General features: G+C 36.8%; 18 protein-coding genes. 10 read left to right on the forward strand and 8 right to left on the reverse strand.

Annotated elements, in window-relative coordinates; all coding sequences use genetic code 11:
- Nucleotides 1-11 precede the first annotated feature (11 nt).
- Nucleotides 12-257 (forward strand): hypothetical protein, encoded by a 246-nt coding sequence (locus tag LPB89_RS07385; protein ID WP_230701126.1) that lies wholly within the window; start codon nt 12-14, stop codon nt 255-257.
- Here LPB89_RS07385 and LPB89_RS07390 read toward each other — a convergent pair.
- Nucleotides 235-1524, reverse strand: coding sequence for a hypothetical protein (locus LPB89_RS07390; RefSeq protein ID WP_230701127.1), 1290 nt, complete (start codon nt 1522-1524; stop codon nt 235-237). The genes LPB89_RS07385 and LPB89_RS07390 overlap by 23 nt on opposite strands.
- Nucleotides 1525-2109: 585 nt before the next feature.
- Here LPB89_RS07390 and LPB89_RS07395 point away from each other — a divergent pair.
- Nucleotides 2110-2550, forward strand: coding sequence for a hypothetical protein (locus LPB89_RS07395; protein WP_230701128.1), 441 nt, complete (start codon nt 2110-2112; stop codon nt 2548-2550).
- Between the two features lie 280 nt (nt 2551-2830).
- A complete protein-coding gene (locus LPB89_RS07400) occupies nt 2831-3235 on the forward strand; it encodes a ribonuclease E inhibitor RraB (RefSeq protein WP_230701129.1) in 405 nt (134 codons plus the stop codon).
- A 333-nt stretch (nt 3236-3568) separates the two neighbouring features.
- Here LPB89_RS07400 and LPB89_RS07405 read toward each other — a convergent pair whose 3' ends face one another.
- Genes LPB89_RS07405 through LPB89_RS07420 form a run of 4 tightly spaced genes read right to left on the reverse strand, consistent with a single transcriptional unit; the run spans nt 3569 to nt 9793 of the window.
- Nucleotides 3569-6634, reverse strand: coding sequence for an efflux RND transporter permease subunit (locus LPB89_RS07405; RefSeq protein WP_230701130.1), 3066 nt, complete (start codon nt 6632-6634; stop codon nt 3569-3571).
- Between the two features lie 8 nt (nt 6635-6642).
- Nucleotides 6643-7767 carry an efflux RND transporter periplasmic adaptor subunit gene (locus LPB89_RS07410; protein ID WP_230701131.1) on the reverse strand — a complete coding sequence of 375 codons (1125 nt, stop codon included), beginning with the start codon at nt 7765-7767 and terminating at the stop codon, nt 6643-6645.
- Between the two features lie 16 nt (nt 7768-7783).
- The gene (locus LPB89_RS07415; RefSeq protein WP_230701132.1) at nt 7784-9118 is read right to left on the reverse strand and encodes a TolC family protein; all 1335 of its coding nucleotides are present in this window, start codon (nt 9116-9118) and stop codon (nt 7784-7786) included.
- Nucleotides 9119-9175: 57 nt separating this feature from the next.
- Nucleotides 9176-9793 carry a TetR/AcrR family transcriptional regulator gene (locus tag LPB89_RS07420; protein ID WP_230701133.1) on the reverse strand — a complete coding sequence of 206 codons (618 nt, stop codon included), beginning with the start codon at nt 9791-9793 and terminating at the stop codon, nt 9176-9178.
- Nucleotides 9794-9976: 183 nt separating this feature from the next.
- On the opposite strand from LPB89_RS07420, the gene LPB89_RS07425 reads away from it, so the two are divergent.
- The 3 genes from LPB89_RS07425 (at nt 9977) to LPB89_RS07435 (ending at nt 12683) form a co-directional block, all read left to right on the forward strand.
- A complete protein-coding gene (locus tag LPB89_RS07425; protein WP_230701134.1) occupies nt 9977-10855 on the forward strand; it encodes an AraC family transcriptional regulator in 879 nt (292 codons plus the stop codon).
- A gap of 85 nt (nt 10856-10940) precedes the next feature.
- Nucleotides 10941-11537 (forward strand): DapH/DapD/GlmU-related protein, encoded by a 597-nt coding sequence (locus LPB89_RS07430; RefSeq protein ID WP_230701135.1) that lies wholly within the window; start codon nt 10941-10943, stop codon nt 11535-11537.
- Nucleotides 11538-11636: 99 nt separating this feature from the next.
- The gene (locus LPB89_RS07435; protein WP_230701136.1) at nt 11637-12683 is read left to right on the forward strand and encodes an alpha/beta hydrolase; all 1047 of its coding nucleotides are present in this window, start codon (nt 11637-11639) and stop codon (nt 12681-12683) included.
- Nucleotides 12684-12871: 188 nt separating this feature from the next.
- Here the strand turns inward: LPB89_RS07435 and LPB89_RS07440 are convergent, their stop codons facing one another.
- The 3 genes from LPB89_RS07440 to LPB89_RS07450 form a co-directional block, all read right to left on the reverse strand.
- Nucleotides 12872-13333, reverse strand: coding sequence for a nuclear transport factor 2 family protein (locus LPB89_RS07440; RefSeq protein ID WP_230701137.1), 462 nt, complete (start codon nt 13331-13333; stop codon nt 12872-12874).
- Nucleotides 13327-14217, reverse strand: a complete 891-nt coding sequence (locus LPB89_RS07445; protein ID WP_230701138.1) for an MBL fold metallo-hydrolase — start codon at nt 14215-14217, stop codon at nt 13327-13329. The genes LPB89_RS07440 and LPB89_RS07445 overlap by 7 nt, the downstream gene beginning before the upstream one ends.
- 88 nt (nt 14218-14305) lie before the next feature.
- Entirely contained in the window at nt 14306-14887 is a 582-nt protein-coding gene (locus LPB89_RS07450) for a Crp/Fnr family transcriptional regulator (protein WP_230701139.1), read from the reverse strand.
- Between the two features lie 432 nt (nt 14888-15319).
- Here LPB89_RS07450 and LPB89_RS07455 point away from each other — a divergent pair, with 432 nt between their 5' ends.
- The 4 genes from LPB89_RS07455 (at nt 15320) to LPB89_RS07470 (ending at nt 20191) form a co-directional block, all read left to right on the forward strand.
- Nucleotides 15320-17332: a M13 family metallopeptidase gene (locus tag LPB89_RS07455; protein WP_230701140.1), complete on the forward strand. Its 2013-nt coding sequence runs from the start codon at nt 15320-15322 to the stop codon at nt 17330-17332.
- Nucleotides 17333-17526: 194 nt separating this feature from the next.
- Complete coding sequence (locus LPB89_RS07460; protein ID WP_230701141.1) at nt 17527-18315, forward strand: SDR family oxidoreductase; 789 nt, start codon at nt 17527-17529, stop codon at nt 18313-18315.
- Between the two features lie 229 nt (nt 18316-18544).
- Complete coding sequence (locus tag LPB89_RS07465; protein ID WP_230701142.1) at nt 18545-19351, forward strand: phytanoyl-CoA dioxygenase family protein; 807 nt, start codon at nt 18545-18547, stop codon at nt 19349-19351.
- A 153-nt stretch (nt 19352-19504) separates the two neighbouring features.
- Nucleotides 19505-20191, forward strand: a complete 687-nt coding sequence (locus LPB89_RS07470) for a CDP-alcohol phosphatidyltransferase family protein (RefSeq protein ID WP_230701143.1) — start codon at nt 19505-19507, stop codon at nt 20189-20191.
- Nucleotide 20192 lies beyond the last annotated feature (1 nt).

Here is a 20192-nt window from a genome sequence, read left to right on the forward strand (position 1 = left end):
AATTGAAAAACATGAATGAAATCGGGGCAGGAGTAATCCTGTTCCGATTTTTTATATCAGATGATCTGTACCGATCCCATTTGGAGCGTACAATTAATGATAGTTCCGTTTTTGAAAATACTTTACCTTCCATTCACACAGCAGACCGGATTTTAAAAAGAATGCTGCATAAAAAAAGGAAACAGCACCGAAATGCTGTTTCCTTTATTATTAGTTTTTATGTGAAACCGGGATCTATTTACCGCTTGAAGCCGTAATTTTTCCTAACTGAAGTCTGTAATCCGGTCTTTTTGCATTATTCAGGTCAACGAAAGTTTCTTTGTTGTCTGTGTGGGAATACACATTAAAAAACATGCTGTTACCGTACCAGTTTTCTAAATCTGTATTGTTAGAATTGTTTTCTGTAAAGATATTGCCGCTGCATTGATTAAAGAACATCTCTTCAAATTTGATTTTCTTTAGGTTAGCGTCATTGATTTCAGTTTTGCTGTCTATAAGTACCGCAGGATTAAAACCTGAAACTACGCTTCTTTTTAATTCCAAAGAGGCATTTTCAGCAACATAAACCGCTTCTTTAATCAAACCTGCCTGAATGTCTGCTGTAATATTTTCGCTGTCGTTTAGCATTGTCATATTTGAAGCACTAACGAATGTGGCTTTTTTGGTGAAGTCAGTTTCGTTTTTCTTTTCATAGCTTTTTACTTCCAGACATCTGGATCCGTCTTTATTGCTTGATAAATAAGAGGATCTCACAGCCAATGAATTAAACAATCTGCATTGGATTCCCTGTGTAAATTTAAAATCATCATTAATAGATTTATAAGATACCAATTGAGCTGTGCTCACATCGCCTCCGTAGAAAGCAAATGAATCACCGCCGGAGTAACTTACCATGATATTCTCTAAAACGGTTTTATTACCCACTCCTGCAACAGTCAATCCGTTAAAAGCATCCATTCCTTTTACTTTTTTACCTGCAAATTCAATTCGTACATATTTTAATACTCCTGAATTTGAAGCGGGGTTGTTCCCTCCATATACAGTAAGTGAAGGATCAAGATCCATACTGTAAGAACCGGCACTGCCAAATTTATTGATCGGAGCATCACCAAGAATTACTACGCCTCCCCAGTCGCCTGCTTTTTTCATGCTTTGGTTTGAGGTGAAAATAATAGGGTCAGTTTCCATTCCTGCTGCCATAATCTGGGCTCCTTTTGTGATCACAAGAGTACCTTTTGAAACAGCATCTCCAATAATTACCGTACCAGGCTCGATAGTGAGCACTGCATTATTAGTTACATATACATTTCCCTGAAGGATATATACATTTCTTTTCAGCAGTTTTGTGTTTTCAGTAATATTTCCGGCTAAAATCTGATTAGCATCTTTGGAATCGGACTTCTGAGGTTTAAATTCTGTCCAGTTATCCAGCCAGTTGCTGTATCCTATAATTCCTTTTTCCTGCTGTGCACTTGCGCCGGCAGCTGTAAGCAGCAGGCAAATCATTAGAGTAATTTTTTTCATAGTTTGGGGCTATTAGTTATTATACCGTCTTTCGACATTCGGAAAACAATGATATAAATTAACAACATTTTTTTTAATCTTCGGCAATAAATCTGAAAAATTTTATCAGTTAAAAAAATGACAGCATAAATTGCCCTGATGTCTGTTACAAATATAGATAAACAAGTTAGAGTCTGCGCCGGATTTACTCATATTTAACATCAGAAAGAGAAAACTTAACAGTGGGGCTAATAGTACTTTCTACTTATAATAAGTGCGGGCCCTGAAGACTTTGAAACATTTATGACTGCATTCTTATTGAGTATCAGGGAATTTGCATCCGGTATTAGTCAGTAAAGAAATGTATTGTGGTAAATTCTTTTATATTAATTGTAAGTTTTTATTTATTTTTTTAAGGAAAGTGAATTTAGTTCATGGGAAAAGCTGTGCTGTGGCGTACCCAATGCAGTGTCCTGAAAGCTTAACATTGGAAACTATATTTTACTATTACATTTGTTTACAATTTGGTAACAATAAATTAATCTTTTAGTTAAATGTTTGTTGAATTTGTGCGTGCAGGATCATTTTGAATTAATAGAACTAGCAATGAGCAAAAACAACCGGGAGGAAAGATTGCATGATCAGCAAGACCATAACAATAGCAATAAGGTAGTGCAGACTCCTGCTGTTTCTGAAATCCTGCCCGCAGAAATTAAGGAAACAGAAGTTAAAGATACTGTAGCTGAAGATTTAAAAATTAACACCGAAGAACCATCAAAAGAAATTTCTGAAGAAAAAGGAAAATCAGAAAAGAATAAACTTAAAATCAATACGATGAAGGAAAAAGAAAAAGAGAAGAAGCAGTCCGGAAAGAAAAAGGAAAAAGCTAAAAAGAACAAGAAAGATAAAAAGGCAAAATTAAAAGCAAAGGCAAAAAAGAAAGACAGAGCCCAAAAAGCGAAAAATAAAGCCAAGGCGAATAAAATTGCAAAAAAGAAGGCAAAAAAGAAAGCGAAAAAATCTAAGTCAAAAAAAGGTAAGAAATAAGACGTGGCCCTTGCGAAAGCAGGGGCTTTTTGTTGCTATGCCAAATCTGTTTTGGATAAACCTGAGTTTTACCTATTAATTCTGTGTTATTAAAAGAAAGTAAAAACACCCTCTATCTTTATCAAATCGTAAATAAAAAGACATAACGGACTTCCTGCTTCCTGCACGCGGCATGAGCTGAAGTGCTATGTTAAGTTTGTAACAGTGAGGATTATCGGATTCGATATTTACCTATTTTTGTTTAAAATGTATAATTGTAAACTACAACAACCAACTAAAAATGGAAATCTTAAGTTTTTTAAAGCCTAAAAAAAAGAAGCGCTTTGTTTCTGAAAATGATTTTATTGCCAATCAGGATAAACAATTTCGGCTTTCAATAGAATCACTTGTACAACTGCGTGATGGTGGGGTGGAAGAGGAAGATGAATTAAAAATTGATTATTTCTTTTATACGGATACTTTGGAGAAATCCGAAAAACTGGAAGGGAAAATTCAAAAACTGGGTTACATCGTCAATCATGGAACGGCTTCGCATGATAAAAGCCTTTTTGTAGTATCAGGCAGGACCACGGCAATGAAAATGATGCACGAAACTTTAAGGGAATGGATCGGAGAAATGTGCGAGCTGGGATATCAGTACGACTGCAGCTTTGATAACTGGAAAATTGTGGAAGAATCAAAATAAAGTACAAAGCTTTCTTTAATACATTCCACCAAGGAAGGGCTCGTTTAAGGGACATTCAAACTGATTTTATATACTGGTTAAGTAGTAAAAGAAAAGCATAAAAAAGCTCCGAATCATTGATTCGGAGCTTTTTTATTGGTGACCTCAAAGGGACAAATTCCTATACATTTTATGAAAGACTTGAAGAGACTGGCTTGCTCGAGGCAGGGTTTGCCGCTGCATGACACCGGAAATTTGGTTTAAATGTCCTGTTGTGGATTGATCTAAAAGGAGCTCTCATTTTTTAAGGTATTGATTTCAGTTTCAAATTAGAATTGGGCTTCCTGAATTTAATTAGACGGTTTCTTTAGTCTCAATTTCGATACCTGGAGGCATCAGTTTGTACATGACAGGAGTTACAATTCTGGACAGAATGGTAGAGCTTATCAGTCCGCCGATAAGCACAATGGCCAGCGGTGCAATTAAAGGATTCGAGTTCAGCGCAAGGGGAATAAGACCACAGATTGCCGTTACGGAAGTCAGTACTACAGGTAAAAATCGGGTTTCGCCGGCAATCGCAATTGCTTCATCTATGGAGTATCCTTCCTGTCTGAGCTGGTTGGTAAAATCTACCAGCAACAGCGAATTTTTAACCTGAATGCCCGACAGACCAATAAAACCGATAATAGCTACCAGTGACATAGGACTTCCGTTAATAAGTAATAATACAACTCCTCCCAGAATTCCCAACGGAATAATGGATAATACAATGATGATTCCTTTGAATGTTTTGAATTGCAGCAGCAGTACAGCAATGAAAAGGAATGTACTTAGAATAATTACCGAAAGGAAATTCCCTCCCAGTGCATCTCCTTCGGATTCTTTTTCACCTGATAATTTATAATAATACCCTTTTGGCATTTTCAGTTTATCCAGTTTGGGGATGATCTCTGTTAATAAATCATTAGCATAATAACCTTTGTCTGATAAGGCTGTAACCTTGGCAAAACGCGATTTATTGAAATGATTAATTGCTGTTGGCGAAGTTTCAAAAGAAATCTCTGCAATTTGGTTCAATGCAATTGGGGTCCCCTGAATATTATTTACATACAGATTTTTTAAAGCATCCAGATTAGAAAATTTATCCCGAGGGAGTGTGAGCGTAACATTTCTGGCATCACCTCTGTCATCGATGTAGTCTCCAACGGTTAATCCCGCTACAGCAAGACGTACTACTTTATCTGCCTCACTTGTCATCACGCCTAATGTTCTTGCCTTTTCCTTATTAATTTTTACTTTGACATCGGTTTTGTAAGTATTTAGTTCATTGTTGATATAAACCGTTCCTTTCTGATTACGTAAAATAGTTTCTACCTGAGAAGAAAGCTTGCGCAGCACAGCGGGATCTTCTCCAAAGAGTCTCACTACAATATTAGCCTCCAGAGGCGTTCCCTGTTCAAAATCTTTGACTTCGATTTTAGCATAGGGCATTGTTTTGAATTTTTCACGCAGTTTGTCAATCAAAGCTGTTTTTTCGGTAGGTTTTGCCTCATCTTCCAACTGTACAAAAATCTGTGCAAAATCAGGTTTTCTGTCCTGCGGGTGTACGTTATAATAAATCTGCGGGTTTCCCTTACCGACATTGGCCGTATAAAATACAATTTCTTTATGGTTTTTCAGTTCGGCTTCGACCAGTTTTGTCACCCTGTCGCTTTCTGTCAGATTGGCCTGAAGCGGCATTTTTATATTAATAAGAAACATTGGTTTCTCTGAAGTTGGGAACAGCTTAAATCCGGTAGCCTTAAAAAGTCCAAAAGCGGTTATGCTCAGTGCTATGGATATAGCAATTGTTGTTTTTGGGAATTGCAATGCCTTAGGCATAATCCTGCTGTAAGATCGTGTCAGGAATTTTTGCAGGTACTGAAGAAAAACATTTCCTTCACCATGTTCGTGCGTTTTTAAAAACCGGCTTCCCAGAAACGGAACCAGGGTCATTGCTACGATCATTGACGCCAGTACACTTGTAATGATTGCCATAGGAAGACTTCTTATAAATTCACCTGAAACATCAGGAAGAAAGGCCAGCGGTAAAAAAGCAATCACAAGAGTGGCTGTACAGCCTACAACAGCAAGTCCAATTTGTCTGGTTCCTTTTAGAACGGCATCCATTTTAGAATGACCTTCACGAAGCCAGCGTTCGATGTTTTCGACGACCACAATACTGTCATCTACCAGAAGTCCTAAAGCCACCACCAAACCTACAATGCTTAACTGATTTAAGGAATAACCGAAGGCATTCATGACAATAAGCCCTAAAGCCAGTGAGAGCGGTATGGATATCATTACAATTATGGAAGCTCTTGATCCTAATGGTAAAAGCGTAATAATTACCAGAACAATAGCAAGGGTGAAATCAAAGCCTAAATGTCCGAGACGCTGCGATACCATATTGGCCTGGTCAAAGTTTTTAACCAGCTTTATGTTTTGAGGCAGGTCTTTAGAAAATTCTTCTACTATTGGTAAAAATTGCTTTTGAACATCAGTTATGTTTACGTTGTCTTTCATCCCTACGGTAACTAAAACACAGCGATGACCATTTATGCGGGTAATATGATTTATTGTTTCGGATTTGTAACCTACTTCGGCTACATCCTTCATGTAAATTATTTTACCGTTTGCATTGTATATAACGGTATTGGCAACATCATCGGCATTTTTAAATTTACCGCTCGTCTTTACATTAAATACCTTACTGTCAAGATTGATGCTTCCTCCGGGAATATCGGCAGCTTCACTCTGAAGGCTTCCCATGACAACATTTAAGGGAATTCTTAACTGTGCAAGTTTATCCAGCTGCAGGTCAATTCTAATTTCCTGCTCAGGAATCCCGGCATATTTTACGTCTTTAAGGTTAGTAATTTTTTCAAGCCTTGTCTTCAGTTCATCTGCCGCATCACGGAGTTTTTTATCTGAAGCATTTTCTGAAATCAAGGCCACCTGAAGAATTTTTACATCTGAAGAAGCAATTTTCTCGGTTTTTATCAGGTAAATGTCTTTGGGAAGTTCACTGTTTTGAAGCGCATTCATTTCCGTAGAAATTTCCTGGTACTTATTATCTACATCAACCCCATATTTAAATTTTACCTGAAAGGCTGCCACGCCGTCTTCGACAGTAGTAAGGATTTTATCAATATTCTCAAGTCCGTAAATCTTATTTTCAATAGGTTTTACTACCTGTTCTTCCATATCCTTAGGACTGGTTCCGGGATAAATAACCGTAATCAGGTATTGAGGCGGATGAGTAGAAGGATCTTCTGATCGCGGCATTGAAAAGAGGGTCAGATACCCTACGACAGACACGAGAAGAAATATAATCAGCGTGAACTGATAGTTTTTAACGGCAAAGTTTGTAATCTTCATGGTGCTTATTATTTAATGATCTTTATCTTTGATTCTTCGTTTAGATAGGCGCTGTTCGAGATCACGATCTGATCTGTTTTTTCAAGGCCGTCCTTGATGTACACGATTTTGTTTTCAAATTTGTAAATGGTCACAGGCTGTCTTCTCACTTTGTTATTTTCAACTAAAAAAACAAAAGCTTTATTACCGTCTGCTTCAATAAGTGCATCGTACGGGATCGTGATTACATCCTGTGCAGTATTGGCACGTATTTCGGCTTTGCCAAACATACCCACCGCAGGTTTACTGTTTTTCATGTCCAATTTTAATTCCACCTGAAAGGACCCCAGGGCCGCATCTGCAGACTGCGATTTTCTAAAAACCACGGCCTCAAAGTTTTTATCAGGATAACCATCGAGAGTAACGGATGCTTTCTGGCCGATTTTGACCGATGCCCATTCTTTATCCGTCAGTCCGATTTTTAACAGGTAATTATTGTTGTGGGATGTTTCATTTATGGCCAAAACAGGAGAACCGGGACCTGTAACTTCGCCCTCGCTTGCTATTTTTTGAGATACAAAACCATCTGCCGCCGCATATATTTTGGCATAACGGGCATTAAAAGCAATGGCATCTTTTTGTTTTCTGGCAATGTCAAGACCTGTTTTGGTATTTTGAAGCTGTTCTAATGTATATACGCTGTCCTGGTAGAGATTTTTGGCGCGGGTATAATCCCTCTCGTATTTTTTTACATTTAAATCGGTCTGGTTCAAACCCGCGCTGATTTCGGTTTCATCCAATGCGGCTAAAAGCTGTCCTTTTTTAAAAAAATGCCCTTCTTCTACATAAATGTGTTTTACGATACCGCCGATTTTAAAGCTGTAATGAGCAGCATTTTCGGTTGTGACTAAACCGGAAGCACTGATATTACTGGTAAGCGCTAAAGATCCTGCTGGTGCCGTTTTAATGGATACCACATCTGCAGTTTCAAACTGGTTATGCTCTTTTTTTTCTTCTTTACAGGCATAAAAAAGAGGAAAGGCAAAAAGGCATATTGCTATTGATTTTTTACTCACAAGCGTAAAAAAATGTTTTTTTTTGTATTCGTGATCCGGGCCTGAAAGGCCAAAGGATGCAATAATCTTAGATTTCATAAGTGTTGTTTTTGGATTATTTTAAAGTAAAAGTGGCGTTGGCTCTTTCTAATTCTGCATAGGCAATCCAGGAATTATAAAGAGATATATTAGTATTGAGCTGTGCGTTAACCCATTGATTCTGCGCATCCAGAAGTTCAATGTAGATGGCTTGTCCTTCTTTATATAGTTTGGTTATGTCCTCATTGTATTTTTTGGCCGCTGCTTTTTGATTTTTATCGGCATTGAATTGTTCCAAAGCAGCTATCAAATTATTTCGGGTGACCTGAAACTGGAGCAGCAGCTGCTGTTTTACATTATCAGTCTGTGAACTTATTATATTACTTTCTTCCTGAACCTGTTTAAGTCTGTATTTGTTTTTGTTGCCTGAGAAAATAGTCCATTCTAAAGCGGCACCGGCAAAATAGTATCGGGATTGTTTATTTACTTCGAAATCAAAGTCCTGAAATCCGAAATCCGCAAAACCACTCAATTTTGGATACCAATACGATTGGGTGAGCTTACTTACATTTTCATTTATATCTTTAGCCATGGTAAGTTTTGAAAGTTCTTCTCTGCCGGCGGTATTTTCCTGCACCAGTGCACTGGGAAGGCTTTCTTTGTCCGAATCAACCTCAATTTCGCTGTCAAGCTTTTGATTAATTAGAAAATTAAAATATGTTTTCGCATTTTGGCTGACTTGTTTTGCTGTTTCCAGATTTGCCTCGATACGAATTACTTCATTATCACTTCTAAGGACTGCCGTACGGTTTATCTTGTCATTTTTAAATAAGGACTGATTAACCCTTTGATTTTCTTTTACCAGTGTTAAGGCATCCTGATAAATATTAATTCCTTCCATTGACTGCAGGTATTTATAGTATGCCGTTTTTATTTCTTTGACCAGCTCTCTCTGATAGATTTCAAGCTCTGTTTTTTGTAAAGAAGTCTGCTGGCTTTTGATCCTCTTGTTATAGATAATTTCATAGTTCAGCAATGGCATTGTGGTGTGAATTTTAGCATCATAGAAATTATCGGGATTGATCAGGACCGACTGGTTCTGCAGCGAAGGGAAAGCATTCGAATTGGTTATTTGATTGAGTGTGCTGTATACAGGATTCAGCATATCTCCAATTGGAATATCAATTGTTCTTCCGCCATCGGCCTTAGTATAATTGGCATTCAAAGAAACGGTAGGGTAGAACAGGGAACGGGCCTCCTGCAGGGCGTACATACTTTTGTTGATGTCGAAGTTATGCTGTTTGATTACCTCGTTGCTCTTTAATCCAATCTGGATGTAATGATCGAGTTTGCTTTGGGAATATCCTATAAATCCAAAACAAAGAATGGTAAATGTAATTGCTTTTTTCATTTTATTGTACATTGTTTTTAAATTGAACATCGTTCATTTTTTTGGTCAAAAAAAAGTTTAAAGTTTCTTTATTATTTTTAAATATTCGTTGTATCCCTCAGAAAGGATCGTATCCGGATTCGAAAATTTTACACCTTTAGTTCTCTGGCGTATTTCCAGACAGCACATACCGTGTACTAAACTCCAAATCATAAAAGATAAAGCTTCTAATGAATTTCCTTCAAAATGCCCTTCATTCATACATTCTTCGACAGTTTTCTTTAGCGCATTAAAAGTATCCATTCCTTCATTCCATGCGACTTTTTCAGTGCTTTCAATAAATTCCATTGGTGCCTTAACGATAAACATCAGATCGTACATTTCGGAATTTTCCATCGCAAATTTCAAATAGGTAAATCCCATTTTTCGAAGACGCTCCATTGGATCCTTAATGGCCAACAATTCGATAAAATATCTGCCTAGTTCCTGAAAACCAATAGAGTGGAGGTCGTGAAGAATAGCATTTTTATCTTTAAAGTAAACATACACCGTTCCAACGCTGTAGTCAATCTCATCAGCGATATTTCGAATAGTAGTCTGTTCAATGCCTCTCTCCAAGAAGAGCTTTTTGGCCCCTTTTAGGATCAGCATTTTTAAGGCTTCTTTTTCACGTGCTTTTCTTTCTGCGGTACTCATGCTGCAAATATATGTATAAAAAATGAACAGCGTTCATTTTCTAATGATAATTTTAAATTAGCTTACTTTTTGATCATTTATGTTTTTCATTTTCTTCTGAATCATTTAATTATTTGCTTTGAAGAAGAGTAAGAATTACGATTAAAGTGTTTTGAGCAAGTTTGAATTTCTTAACTTTGCATAATGAAAGAGAAGATCATAAGAGAAATTTCCAGGTTTAATAAGGAACTGAAACTGCAGGGTTTTAAAGCATTTCAGATAGAAGATGATGGTGCTGAAACGAGAACTTACAGCAGAAAAGAGTTTTATAAAATCTGTCTGACTACAGGGAAAAGTAAGATTCATTATTCTGATAAAACCTACGAGCAGGAGGGTACAATTCTCTTTTTTGGAAATCCGCACATTCCATATTCATGGGAAACAATATCCACGACTTATATTGGTTATACGATTTTATTTTCGGAAGAGTTTTTTAAAAATTCCGAGCGTTCTGAAAGTCTGCAGCAATCGTCTTTTTTTAAAATTGGAGGAACACCAGTTTTGAAAATAACAGAAGAACAAAGAGGTTTTCTAAATACTATTTTTCATAAAATGATTACGGAACAGGAAAGTGATTATGTTTTTAAGGATGAGCTGATTCGCAATTACATCAGTCTTATTATACACGAATCTTTAAAGATGGAACCTTCTGAAAATTTCGAACAAAATAAGAATGCATCTTCGAGATTGTCTTCTGTATTTTTGGAATTACTGGAAAGACAATTTCCAATTGAAACGACTTCGAATCCACTTCAGTTAAGAACGGCACAACATTATGCACAACATCTCAATGTGCATGTCAACTACCTGAATCGGGCCGTAAAAGAAGTAACCGGAAAATCGACAACGACCCATATTACCGAGCGGATTATAACAGAAGCCAAAGCGCTCCTGCTCCATACTGACTGGAGTGTTTCTGAAATCGGATATGCACTTGGGTTTGATTATCCAACTTACTTTAATAATTTCTTCAAAAAAAATACGGGCACCAATCCATCCGCATTTCGCTTAGCAGAAGTTTGAATTTCTTAATCTTTGGTTTGATAATCGTTACTGCCTTGCTTACAGGCGGTCTTACCTTTGTATCTGATTATTTAATTCAAATAGTATGTCAGATTCAAACCATATTTCCGATGCCTTACCAGTTCAAAAAGATATTTTTGAGCGGCTTTTAGCAGGTGAAACGATACTTCCCAACGATTCGCAAATGGGCAGGTTGAGAGAGGAGGCATTCGCTGTAAGAGCTTTACTAATTCAAATGAACAATGCTGTAGATCCTGAAGGAATTACTGAGATACTAAACAGAATCTTAGATAAAGAACTTCAGGATGTTGCCGTATTTACACCTCTTTATATCAATTGCGGAAAACACATTACAATTGGTAAGAACGTATTCATCAATTTTGACTGCACCTTTTTGGCATTGGGCGGAATTACCATTGAAGACGATGTTTTAATTGGCCCGAAGGTCAGCCTCATTACCGAAAATCATCCATTAAATCCACTCGAAAGAAAAGGACTGACGGCTAAACCAATTCTCATCAAAAAAAATGCATGGATTGGTGCCAATGCTACGATTTTACCCGGCGTAATAATCGGAGAAAATGCAGTTGTCGCAGCAGGAGCAGTAGTTTCTAAAGATGTTCCTGATAATACCATTTTTGGTGGAATTCCTGCCAAATTCATTAAAAATGTTCAATCTTAAAAAGGATAATTATGAAATTGAAACGCAGTTGTGAAATTTGGAAACAATTAAAATCAAATCATTATGGAAAATATAAAATTGAAAACAATTCAAAATAAAATGAAAAAAACATTCGCAATCGCAATAGTATTCCTGATAACAGGGCAGTTATCTGCACAAAAAGTACAATCAAATTTAGAAAAAATGAATACATCAAAAGAACATTATACATTTCAGCTTAGTGATAAAGTAACCCGTCAAAAAGTGAGTTTCAAAAACCGTTACGGCATTACTTTAAGTGGTGATTTATACCTTCCGAAAAATGCAGGAAACGAAAAATTGTCTGCATTGGCAATCAGCGGACCGTTTGGAGCGGTGAAACAACAATCGTCCGGATTATATGCCAATCAAATGGCAGAACGCGGTTTTATAGCCTTGGCTTTCGACCCATCTTATACAGGAGAAAGCGGGGGCGAGCCAAGAAACCTGGCCTCTCCGGAAATCAATACAGAAGACTTTAGTGCCGCGGTTGATTTTTTAGGATTACAAAAAAAGGCAGATAGAAATAAGATTGGTATCATCGGGATTTGTGGTTTTGGCGGTTTTGCTTTAAATGCAACTGCTATTGATAAGCGGGTAAAAGCCGTTGCTGCGACAAGTTTATACGATATGACCCGGGTAATATCAAAAGGATATAATGATTCCGTAACATTAGAGCAAAGAACCAAAACACTGGAAGCTTTGGGTGAGCAGCGCTGGAAGGATGCCGAAAACGGAAAACCGGCAGATGGTCCAAGAAATTTGCCGGAAAAACTGAAAGGCGATGAACCGCAATTTGTAAAAGAATATTTTGATTATTACAGAACTTCGCGTGGCTTTCAGGTTAATTCTGTGAACTCAAACGGAGCCTGGCTGGTAACCAATCCGATCTCTTTTATGAATATGCCAATACTTACTTATGTAAAAGAGATTTCACCAAGACCAATGCTTTTAATCGCAGGAGAAAATGCGCACTCAAGATATTTCAGTGAAGATATTTTTAAAGTGGCAAATGAACCAAAAGAATTAATAATTATCCCAAATGCAGTTCACGTCGATTTGTATGACAAAGAAGATGTGATTCCTTTTGATAAATTAGATGTTTTTTTTAAAGCACATTTAAAATAAAAAACCACGTTCAAAAAAACCGTTGACATCATCAACGGTTTTTATATTTAAAACTTAAATAGAGTTTGTTTTGTTCCTTTGTTTTCTAATTTGGATAAACAATTAAGGATTGTCAGTCATTTTTGTTGACGTCTGCATATCGGCTAATACAGGCTATTAATTTTTGTGTATTAGGTAAAAAAAGGACTTTATTTCACAGCATCATTTACAGACTGGCTATCTACAAACTGTTCAAAACTGATAATCTTACTGTCTTTCAATTTCCAGACGTGGGCTACTCTGGCGGTGAATGATTTACCTGTAATTTTATAAGTTCCCGTGTACGTTCCGTAAGCGACTACTTTATCATCGCCGGCAACGTAATTTTCGGGAGTAAATTTGTAATCAATCCATTCGCTTCCTAATCGGCTAAAAACATTTTTGGTTATATTTTCTAAACCAATATAAGTTCCTGCATACGGAAAACCTTTTGCTTCTGTCCACGAAATATCTTCCGCAACATATTTAGCGAGATTTTGACCATTTTCTTCGGAAGTCTTTCCTTCGTAAGTACTTTTAACTATTTCGAGATTTGTCATTGCTTTTTTATTTAAAGAACAGCCTGACAATACAAAGAGTACCATCAGGCTGTAAAGGATTGCTTTTACCATTTCATCTCTCCGGTATTCACTTTTGCCCCAATCATTAAGGCGGTTTCAAAAGTAAGTGTTGGATATTTTGCTTTCAAAGTTGCAATTAAGGCTTCTGATGTTTTATTGGTTTTCAACGCTTCTTCGTAGAATTGAATGTAACTTTTAGTGTGATTTACAGCAGTGATATCAAACGGAGAATTTGAATTGGCGTGAGCCGGAATTAAAATTTCAGGTTTCAAAGCCGAGATTTTATCTAAAACAGCAATCCAGCTTTTGCGGGCTTCAGGCGTTTGTGCATCCGCCATCCAAAGGTGAAACGTCGTTCCAAAAATATTGATTCCGCCCACAACTGCCCTGATGGAAGGGATCCATACAAAAGTTTTATTCGGGAATTCTTCCAAACCGATAATTTCTAATTTTTCACCTTCCAATTCAATACTGTTTCCTTTTAATACTTGTGGTAAAATAGCATTTGATGTGATATTTTTGCCTAATCTTTCGCCCCAGACTTCCAGTTTCTTTTGTGCTGTTGCTTTAATATGTTCTACTGTTGCAGGGGAAGCATAAGCAGTAACTTCCGGGAAATATTTTTTGAATACTTCCAGTCCGAAGTAAAAATCAGGATCACCGTGAGAAACGTAAATGGCAGTTAAATTTTTGCCGCTGGCTTTAATATCCTGTGCTACTTTTTCGGCATCCGCCAAAGTAAATTGAGTATCAATCAAAACTGCATCTGTTTTTCCTGATACAATTACCGATGCTACGCCAAAACTATTTTCTGACGCATTGTAAACCTGAAGTTTCAAATTTTTAGTTTCGATCGTTTTGAAAATCTGTGCTTGTGCTTCCATATTAAATAAGATTAAAATTGTTATAAATACTGTTGCGATAATCTGCTTCATTTGTCTGTTTTTAAAATTAACAGAGAGCAAAGATGAAACGATATGCAATATCAAAACATTAAACTAGTTTAATAAATAAAGGAAAATCTTATTTTCGTGAGATAATTTTCTTTCGAATATTACTTAGGAAAACATTTGTAATACCCAAATAAGCCGCTATTTGAATATTGGAAAGCCGCTGAAAAAGCTCCGGATATTTTTCTGAAAATTCGATATAACGTACCTCAGCTGTTTTGCTCAGATTATCGATCATTCTCCGCTGAAGTGCGACGTGTGTTTTTTGCGTCATCACCCTAAATAATTTTTCAATTTTAGGTAAATTAGCATAGGCAAATTCTTTATCTTTTTGGGAAATTAAAAGTATTTCACTGTCTTCAAGAGCTTCAATAAAAAGCTGTGATGGGGTTTGGGTAGTAAAGCTGTCGATATCAGTAATCCACCAATTTTCAATCGCAAAATAAAGTATCTGTTCAAAACCATTTTTGTCAATATGATAAACCCGCAAAAGCCCTTTGACAACAAAACCTTCAAATTTACAAATCTCTCCTTCTCGGAGTAAAAAGTTTTTTTTGGGGATTAACTTTTGCTTAAATAAATTCAAAAACGCTTCTGTTTCATTTTCTGAAAGAGAAATATGTTTAGCGATATTTTGTTTTAAAAGTGCTTTCATAGAACAATATGTAAAAGTACTGCTAAGGTTTCTTTACATTCGCTAAGGTAGACAAATATTTAAACAACCCTGGACTTCACAAAGGATAAGATAATCTGTCAACTTTGCAATCAAAGAAATTAGTGATTTAAAATACATTCATACCATTAAGGACGTAAAATATGGCACTTTAGATTTCGGCAACGGTATAGTGCTGCCATTTAAATATACAAAAAGAATATACTATGATTCCTATAGCAGGTGCCGCTTTTGTTTTAGGAAATACCTGCTCATAATTCTGACTTTTGTAACAGGTAACTCTGATAAAAACTTTAGAATTAAAAACTGAATTCGTATATTGTTCTGCTAAAATTAACTATTCAGGGTATAGACATTCAAAATAGCTGCTTTCAAACGTTTTTAAGTTCATTTTTATAGAAATTCATTTAGATTATGAAAAATTCATTACTACTCTTCATTGCATGCTTCGCTTTTACGGCATGTTCAAAACATCAGGAGAAAAAAAATATTGCTATCACCGGAATAGATTCCACATTGCGGCCCGGTAATGATTTTTTTAAATATGTAAATGGCAAATGGTACGATTCTGTATCAATACCTGCATCTCAGGCCGGAGTTGGTGCCTATATGTTTATGAATTACCCACAGCGAATGCGTCTGCAGGGAATATTGGACAGTATTTCGAAAAGCAAGAATCCGGCAGGAAGTATAGCACAAAAGGTAGGAGACTTTTACGCATCAGGTATGGATACGGTAACCATTGACAAGCGTGGTTATGAACCTGTCAAACCCCTGCTTGCTAAAATTGAAGCAATTAGCGATCTGACGTCCTTAATGAACTTGGTAGTTAATGAAGCCAAAGTAGGCAATTCTTCCATTATTGCTTTTGGAGTATCACCTGATGAAAAAAACAGCATTATGAACATTGCCCAAATCTATCAGGCCGGTATCGGTTTGCCTGACAGGGATTATTATTTCAAATCAGATTCATCAACTGTTGCCATACAGAAGGCATACAAAAAATACCTTACTACATTATTTCAGCAAACAGGCAGTAATGCTGAGGAGGCTAAAAAGAATGCGAATCTCGTTTACGATATTGACAAACAACTCGCCGTATCGCATAAAACAAAAGTTGAACTTCGGGATGTGCAGGCAAATTATAATAAAATGGCGGTGACAGATCTGGCCAAAAGACATCCAAACCTCAACTGGAGTGCTTTTTTACATGGGTTAGGAGCTCAAACCGATTCTATTAATGTAGGCCAGCCTTCCTATTATGATGCGCTTAATAAGCTCTTAAAAACCATCCCCGTTACTAATTGGAAAATTTACCTGAAAGCAAATTCTCTGGAAAGATATGCAGATGATTTGAGTAAACCTTTTGCGGATGCCTCTTTTGAGTATACCAAAGTGCTTTCCGGTCAGGCTGTTCAAAAATCACGCGGCGAAAAAATGGCTAATGTCCTTGACAATTACCTGGGCGAAGCGCTGGGTCAATTGTATGTAAAGAAATATTTTTCAGAAGATGCAAAAAAACGCATGCTGGTGCTCGTGAATAACCTGCAAAAAGCGTACGCAAAAAGAATTGATAAATTGGAATGGATGAGTCCCGTTACGAAGCAAAAAGCCAAAGAAAAATTGGCAGCCATGACTAAGAAAATAGGATATCCCGATAAATGGAAAGACTATAGCAAGGTACAGATAGCCAGGAACACCTATTTTGAGAATATGGTTTCGGCCGCTACAGCTGCTTATCAACTTCAATTGGCAAAATTGGGCAAACGGGTCGATAAATCAGAATGGTTTACTACCCCTCCGACAGTTACGGCATATAATAACCCTACTGCAAACGAAATTGTTTTTCCTGCAGGTATTTTACAACCCCCATATTTTGATAATAATGCAGATGATGCGCTGAACTATGGAGGTATTGGAATGGTTATAGGCCACGAAATAACCCATACGTTTGATGATCAGGGTGCCCAATATGATAAGGATGGCAACTTAAAAAACTGGTGGACAAAAGAGGATTATGCCAAGTTTAAGTCCAGGATACAACAGGTTATTAATTTGTATAATACCTATACCGTTTTAGGTGACCTGCACATTAATGGTGCAATGACAGTTGGCGAAAATACGGCCGATATTGCCGGAATAGCAGTTGCCTACGATGCTTTTAAAATGACTAAACAAGGACAGGGGAATACCAAAATTGACGGTTTTACTCCTGATCAGCGCTTTTTTATTTCTATAGCCAAAATATGGAGAGTAAAAATGAAAGACGAGTTTCTGCGTTTGTGGATTAACAATAATCCGCATTCTCCGCCAAGCTGGCGTGTTAATGGCCCTTTAATGAATACAACCCCTTTTTACGAAGCATTTAATGTAAAACCCGGAGATAAAATGTTTTTGCCGAAGAATGAGAGAATAACAATTTGGTAGTCCTGTCGGGATTTATAAGATATTATAAAATAAGTAATTAGGGTTGGATAATTACTTAGGAGAACAACCTGCCTGCTTGAAGGATTCGGGCTGTAAGAAGTCCGGCAGGGCAGGGAGGCAGCGGTAACCATTAGATACGTTGCGCACCCAAAAGTTTATAAGTAATTTTTATATTTGATGATTAAAATAGTAAAATGAGCGAAACAACGAAACCGTATGCCCTAATAACCGGCGCCAGCAAAGGCATTGGTAAAGCTGTTGCTTATGAATTGGCGAAACAGGGATATCCGTTATTGCTTGTTGCCAGAAGTGACGCCGAATTAAAAGCACTATCTGCTGATCTTCAGGTTAAATATGGTATCAATACTGCTGTTTTATCGATTGATCTTTCGATAGAAGGTGCATCGCAAAAAGTAACCGACTGGATAAAAACGAATAACTATCCGGTTGGGGTTTTAGTTAACAATGCCGGTTATGGGGTGTGGGGCGATTTTAGTCAGTCTGCTCTAACTGATCAGCTAGGCATGATGCAGCTGAACATGAATGTAGTGGTAGAACTATCACATCTATTAATACCGATACTTTCACAGGAAAAACAAGCCTACATTTTAAATATATCAAGTACAGCTGCCTACCAGGCTGTACCTACGCTGGCTGTTTATTCGGCTACAAAGGCTTTTGTTTTATCGTTTACCCGTGCTTTGCGTTTCGAACTTGCGCAGACTTCCATTTCAGTCACCTGTTTTAGTCCGGGTCCGGTTGATACAGGTTTTGCCGCAAGAGCTGGTTTAAACCCTTTTAACAAAATGGCTGAAAAGTTTAATATGCAGCCTGATGAAGTGGCAAAAATTGCCGTAAAAGCCATGTTCAGCAAAAAATCAGAAGTTATTCCGGGTTTTACAAATGTCATTTCGGTTTATGCTAACCGTATACTGCCAAAGGCTTTTATCGAAAAAACGGCAGCCGGGATTTATAAAATTTAATTTTTTCAAAAAAAAAATAAAAAAAATTCTTTGCAAATAAGAAATTATATTACATTTGCATAAATGTCTACTAATTCCATAGAGTATGTCTAATAAAAGAAATATGTTTAATTTTTCTAAAAGCCGAATGACCGCAAACATGCGAATGTGTTGCTGTTGTTGTTGCTGTTGCTAATCACTTTAGATAAAATTTCAAACACTATTATTTCATTTATTAAATCTATTTATCATGGTATCTTCTTATAAAACGTTTACCCTTACTGAGCAATTAACTGCTGAGCAAATTGACTTTTTTAACCAACATGGCTTTATCCATTTCAAAAAATTTATAAATCCGGAAACGGTTTCCTCCATCATTGATGCCTCCAAACAAGTGGAGCAAAATTGGATTGACAATGACCTTCAAAAAGTAAATGGTGTTCCAATTAAATATGGAAAAGATTTGGATGGCTCTCCAATCGTACAACGTTTTGCTTTTATCAATCAGCATCATCAAACCTTAAGCGGTCTTCTGCTTGATCCAAGATTTAATAGTTTATTACCATTGGCAGGAGATGGTTCAAGATTGGGTACTGAAGAAAAAGACGGAATGGTTTTCAATCATTATATCAACGGGCCGGAAAGTAAGTTTACTAAAATGGGCTGGCATACAGATGGTTTGAGAGATATTTTTTACGGTGCAAAATTAAACCCGATGCTCAATGTGGGTATTCACTTAAGCACTTTAAAACCCGAAAACGGCGGCCTTAAAATCATTCCGGGTACGCACAAGCAAAGTATTTATCAAATGCTTTTTCGTAAAAAATACTTTTTAGATAACAAAGCCGATCCGGAGGAAGTTTCGATCACTCCGGAAGCCGGAGATTTAACCATTCACGATGGCCGTTTGTGGCATAGAGTGGCAGAATCCTCTATCCGTGGCGAAGAAAGCAGAAGAAGGGTTATCTATATTCCAATTATAGCCGGAAAATATGCTCCTAAAAATGAGAACAGCCCAACGGTTTTCTATCAACGTTTTGCAGGTATTGTTAAATAATTATGCTGATTGTCCTTGCAGTTAGTTATCTGGTCAGATCAGGTAAACTAAAAAGAACGACCGATTTTTTTAAAAATACGCAACGAAAAATAAAAATAAAAATTATAAAACTGGAATTGGCTATACAGCAGGGGTATTAATAGTAGGTTACTAATGGGAAAAGAAAGACAGGTTGAAAAGTATAGTGCCATTACACAAAGAACATTTTCAGACCGTAAACGAACTAATATTTTAAAAAAAGCCGAACAGTCAACGATTGTATTTTTGCTTCCAAAGGTGCCTGAATTCATTTCGCCGAACGTACTCACTTTAATAGGGACACTGGGTTCGGGATTCGTTTTTTTAGCTTTTGTTTTAGGTACTTATTTTACAAACTGGTATTTGCTTTTGGGTATTATCGGTTTGGGTATAAATTGGTTAGGTGATTCTTTAGACGGAAGACTGGCTTATTACAGAAATATTCCACGCCGCTGGTATGGTTTTGCACTCGATATTATTGCCGATTGGATCGGTATTGTACTTATAGGCTTTGGCTACTACATTTATGCTGAAAATGGCACACAAATAGTAGCCTTTGCTTTTGTCTCATTATATGGCTGGTCGATCATCATCAGCCAGTTACGCTACAAAATTACAAATGAGTACCGTATAGATTCCGGCTTTGTTGGCCCGACAGAACTTCGATTTATTATTGCATTCATTTTAATCACAGAAGTTTTATTTCCCGGATCAATTACCTATTTGGCAGGTTTAATCACTGTTGTTTTGTTGATAATCAATATCATAGATAGCGTAAAGCTTTTAAAGCTAGGCGATTTAAGAGATAAAAGCCAGGATTGAT

Origin of the sequence: Flavobacterium sp. ENC, from assembly GCF_020991415.1 — a bacterium.
Classification (GTDB): domain Bacteria; phylum Bacteroidota; class Bacteroidia; order Flavobacteriales; family Flavobacteriaceae; genus Flavobacterium.

Excerpts from the sequence above, each read along its gene's own strand:
- LPB89_RS07385 (WP_230701126.1), top strand. The coding sequence starts at position 12 with ATGAATGAAATCGGGGCAGGAGTAATCCTGTTCCGATTTTTTATATCA.
- LPB89_RS07390 (WP_230701127.1), bottom strand. The coding sequence starts at position 1,524 with ATGAAAAAAATTACTCTAATGATTTGCCTGCTGCTTACAGCTGCCGGC.
- LPB89_RS07395 (WP_230701128.1), top strand. The coding sequence starts at position 2,110 with ATGAGCAAAAACAACCGGGAGGAAAGATTGCATGATCAGCAAGACCAT.
- LPB89_RS07400 (WP_230701129.1), top strand. The coding sequence starts at position 2,831 with ATGGAAATCTTAAGTTTTTTAAAGCCTAAAAAAAAGAAGCGCTTTGTT.
- LPB89_RS07405 (WP_230701130.1), bottom strand. The coding sequence starts at position 6,634 with ATGAAGATTACAAACTTTGCCGTTAAAAACTATCAGTTCACGCTGATT.
- LPB89_RS07410 (WP_230701131.1), bottom strand. The coding sequence starts at position 7,767 with ATGAAATCTAAGATTATTGCATCCTTTGGCCTTTCAGGCCCGGATCAC.
- LPB89_RS07415 (WP_230701132.1), bottom strand. The coding sequence starts at position 9,118 with ATGAAAAAAGCAATTACATTTACCATTCTTTGTTTTGGATTTATAGGA.
- LPB89_RS07420 (WP_230701133.1), bottom strand. The coding sequence starts at position 9,793 with ATGAGTACCGCAGAAAGAAAAGCACGTGAAAAAGAAGCCTTAAAAATG.
- LPB89_RS07425 (WP_230701134.1), top strand. The coding sequence starts at position 9,977 with ATGAAAGAGAAGATCATAAGAGAAATTTCCAGGTTTAATAAGGAACTG.
- LPB89_RS07430 (WP_230701135.1), top strand. The coding sequence starts at position 10,941 with ATGTCAGATTCAAACCATATTTCCGATGCCTTACCAGTTCAAAAAGAT.
- LPB89_RS07435 (WP_230701136.1), top strand. The coding sequence starts at position 11,637 with ATGAAAAAAACATTCGCAATCGCAATAGTATTCCTGATAACAGGGCAG.
- LPB89_RS07440 (WP_230701137.1), bottom strand. The coding sequence starts at position 13,333 with ATGGTAAAAGCAATCCTTTACAGCCTGATGGTACTCTTTGTATTGTCA.
- LPB89_RS07445 (WP_230701138.1), bottom strand. The coding sequence starts at position 14,217 with ATGAAGCAGATTATCGCAACAGTATTTATAACAATTTTAATCTTATTT.
- LPB89_RS07450 (WP_230701139.1), bottom strand. The coding sequence starts at position 14,887 with ATGAAAGCACTTTTAAAACAAAATATCGCTAAACATATTTCTCTTTCA.
- LPB89_RS07455 (WP_230701140.1), top strand. The coding sequence starts at position 15,320 with ATGAAAAATTCATTACTACTCTTCATTGCATGCTTCGCTTTTACGGCA.
- LPB89_RS07460 (WP_230701141.1), top strand. The coding sequence starts at position 17,527 with ATGAGCGAAACAACGAAACCGTATGCCCTAATAACCGGCGCCAGCAAA.
- LPB89_RS07465 (WP_230701142.1), top strand. The coding sequence starts at position 18,545 with ATGGTATCTTCTTATAAAACGTTTACCCTTACTGAGCAATTAACTGCT.
- LPB89_RS07470 (WP_230701143.1), top strand. The coding sequence starts at position 19,505 with ATGGGAAAAGAAAGACAGGTTGAAAAGTATAGTGCCATTACACAAAGA.